General features: G+C 53.5%; 3 protein-coding genes. All 3 read left to right on the forward strand.

The features are described 5' to 3' along the window. Window positions 1–27: 27 nt before the first annotated feature. Entirely contained in the window at window positions 28–1236 is a 1209-nt protein-coding gene (locus GXO76_02045; protein NOY76631.1) for a hypothetical protein, read from the forward strand. A gap of 176 nt (window positions 1237–1412) precedes the next feature. Beyond that, window positions 1413–2843, forward strand: coding sequence for a hypothetical protein (locus GXO76_02050; protein NOY76632.1), 1431 nt, complete (start codon window positions 1413–1415; stop codon window positions 2841–2843). An 82-nt stretch (window positions 2844–2925) separates the two neighbouring features. Beyond that, a partial coding sequence (locus tag GXO76_02055) for a hypothetical protein (GenBank protein ID NOY76633.1) occupies window positions 2926–3661 on the forward strand: 736 nt, incomplete at its 3' end.

A 3661-nucleotide genomic window follows, 5' to 3' on the forward strand; every position in this document is an offset into this window, starting at 1 on the left:
GGGATCAGCAAAATCTGGACAAAATCTATGATGCTGGAAGAAAAGACCCGCCTGTACGAAGAAAAAGTGAGGAAACGCCACGACCGGTTTGGGCTTGTGGCGGAATCGGATTTGACGGTGCCGGGGGATTTGAGCTCCAACAAACTGCGAGATGACGACAACGACGGTCTCTGGACCTCTATTTACGTGGGAGCGGAATGTTTTCGCTACGCCGTGACGCACTCTGCAGATGCCAAAAAACGGGCCCTCCATTCATTCAGCGCCCTGGAACGGTTGGTGAAAATCACCGGCATTCCGGGATTTCCGGCACGGTCGTTTATTCCGGCGAAGGACTATTTCCCCGGCAAAGGTGGGGAATGGCATCGCACGCCGGATGGTAAGTGGTACTGGAAGGGCGATACCAGCTCGGACGAAATTGTGGGTCATTATTTTGCGGATGCGCTGGTGTACGAATTCATGGACGATCCGGCTGTCAAAGCGCGGGCTAAACGATTGATTGTGGCCATCACCGACCATATTTTGTCGCACCATTTTAATCTGTGCGATGTGGACGGCAGGCCCACCCGGTGGGGCGTCTGGAATCCCGATTCCCTGAACGGGCCGCGCATTCTGGAAAATGGACTGAACTCACTGGAAATACTCGCCTTTTTGCGCACGGCGTACGGAGTGACGTCCCATAAAAAATACCTGAAGGCCTACCGTCTGCTTATTAACCGCTACGGGTACGCCCGAAACACCATCAACCAGAAAATCACCTTTCCGGAGGAAATCAATTATTCGGATGATGAACTGGCCTATTTGCCGTACTATTTGTTGTTCCGCTACGAAACGGATCCCGACCTGCTGAAGCTTTACCGAAAAAGCCTGGAACGCACGTACCGGTACGTAAAATCGCAGGAAAATCCGTTGTGGAATGCCATCACCAGCGTGGCGTTGAAAAAGCCGCTCGGATTGAAAGAAGGGGTGAAAACCCTGCGTGAGTACCCGGTGGATTTGATTGAGTGGACGGTGAAGAACAGCCAGCGGCGGGATTTGCTGCCGAATCCTTATTCGGTAGGGCGGAACAGCAAACTGCAATCGCTGCGGGTAATTCCGGCAGACGAGCGCCGGGTCATGAAATGGAACACAAGCCCTTTTGAGATGGACGGAGGCAGCGGGGGGCGTGCCGAGCAGAGCGGAATGGAATTTCTCCTGCCGTACTGGATGATGCGGTACCACGGATTAATTCGGAAATAATCAGGAATGGACTTTGAGATGACGGGATTGAGCTGATCTCGCAATATCGGGGTTGGAAGAACGGAAAAAGATTAAAATAACTGTCATTGCGAATGAACGTAAGCGAATGAAGCGATCTCCAAGCGGTTGCTTCCAGAATTTTTAAAGAACAATCATCAAGAAAAAAAGGTGCTTCCGTGTCAAAACTCTACGTTGTGGTTCAATCGCAGGCCTATTTTGTGGACACCCACTGGGGGCACGGTACACCGCGCGAAGGCATGCGCGTGATGGCCGACATTCACCATCGCTACAACATCCCCATGACCTGGTTTGTAACGCCCCGGTCGGCTGCCGACATGGCGGAATGGCTGACTCTTTGGCATGAAAAGTACGGCGACGCCGTGGCCCAGTGGATGACGTACCCGAAAGAAAAATGGGGGGAAGAACAGCCCCACACACAGGACAAAGATTTTGCAGATGAAAAACTCGGGGCCAAGGGGTATTTTTTGCATGCCTCAAAGGAGGAAATGAAGGCGCACATTGCCCGGGACCGCCAGGCCATTCAAGAGGCGCTTCCCTGGGCGGATGTGAAAATTGCGGCCCACGGGCTGGTGAGCCGCAACCTTCTGCACGCGCTGGACGAGCTGGGATTCGAGGGGTACGGCGGCCATTGCTGGAATCAGGAGGGGACGGATGGACTGACGCACAAGGGCATTCCCTTTAATCCCTGGTACATCAACCCGGATGCCCAAAAGGCCTCCCTCCGGGGCAAGCGCGGCCTGGTGGGCACCCACTGGCTCGCCCTCGATTTAACCAGCGCCTACCATTCCCGGGCCACGTCCATTTATTCCAACGATCCCAACGACACCCAGCGGGCCCGCATCTGCCGCGACCGGGACATTGATTTCCTGAAAAACTTTTTTGACTTTTACCGGGAAAATGCCCGCGAAAATGCGTTTTTTTACATGATCTGGCACAACGAGTCCCATGAAATGGAATGGGGTCCCCACATGCGCACCTACCCGCCGGCCATGATCGACGACACGATGCTCCAAATGGACGAATACGCCCGCTACGCTACTCAATACGACGACGTCGAATTTGTTACGCTGCCTGAATTGGTGGCGCGGTACCGGCAGCAATTTGAGAAAACCCCGCCCACCTATTATCTGGCACCGGGTGCCGCGTGCCCCGAACCATACTACTACCCGGAACTCAACGCCATTGCCCGGGATCCCCACAACCGAAAACCGCCGTACCCGGAAACCTTTTTTTACTACGACGACGAATGTTACCTGATTTTTGAAAAGGGAATCTCCACCCCGCTGGAAACGAATGATTACACCAAGGCCCATTACACAACGGTGAATGAGGTGTACCCGACGGAGCCCCCGTACACCTTGCAGAAGGTAGAGGAAGAATCGGAGGCAGGGAGGAAAACATTTCGGGTGCAGATTGTGTCTCCCAATGAGCAGGTGAGCGGGATTGTGTTTTGGGGCGATTGGTCAGGCTGGCAGCTAATGGATGTCCCCGTAGGTTCCCGTGTGTACCGGGACAAAGTGGTCTTTTACAAATTGCACCTGAAAGCAGGGGAAAATAACTTTTTGATTCAATTGAAGAAGAAGTAAAAGGGTGTGCATTTTGGCGTGCAATCTTGAAGGCGGCAGATCCGTGCAAAGGTTCCAAAGCCTTGGCAAGGGTACAAAAAAAATGAAGCGTATGACAATGGCTAAACGCATTCTCACCGGCATCGTACTGGTGGCTGTTCTTTTTCTGCACACAACCGGATACACGGCATCCCGGACGGTCTGGCTGGTTTCGCTGAATGCTTCCCCGCAAATCCGGTTTGGCGTGCAGCAGCTTCGTCTTTCGCTGGAAAAAAGGCAGGTAGCAGTCAAACTGGTGCAGAGCCCGGCCACGTCGCAGCACCCGCGCATTTGGGTTGGCCTGGCGAGCGATTTTGCCAAATACCCCCGGATTGGTCGTGCACTGAAAGAATTGCCTTCCAAATCGGAATCTTTCCTTATTAGAAAAAGCGGCAAAAATGAAGTCACTGTTATTGGCCGGGATGCCACCGGGGCTCTGTACGGCCTGCTGGAACTGGCAGATCAGGCCGATTTAGCGGAAGGCCGTTCTTTTTCGTTTGCCTGCTTTCGGGAAAAAATCAGCCAGCCCTTTCTGGCGTTGCGCGGGGTGAACCCTTTTCTTCACGTGCAGGCTCTGCTGGACACCGCCTCCTGGTATTTTTCGGATGAATTTTGGGCCGATTACCTGAACCGCCTGGCACGCACTCGCCACAATTTTCTGGATATACACGCCGCTTACGACCTGACCAAAACCAACATGCCCAATATTTTCCCCTTCTTTTTTACGGATCCGGTGGTGCCGCACATTGTAATTCGGGTGGGGCGGGAGCAAAAGCCGGTGGAATTAACGCCCCGTCAAA

The organism is Calditrichota bacterium (assembly GCA_013151735.1).
Classification (GTDB): domain Bacteria; phylum Zhuqueibacterota; class JdFR-76; order JdFR-76; family BMS3Abin05; genus BMS3Abin05.

Coding starts and splice junctions, on each gene's coding strand:
- GXO76_02045 (NOY76631.1), top strand. CDS start 28: ATGATGCTGGAAGAAAAGACCCGCCTGTACGAAGAAAAAGTGAGGAAA.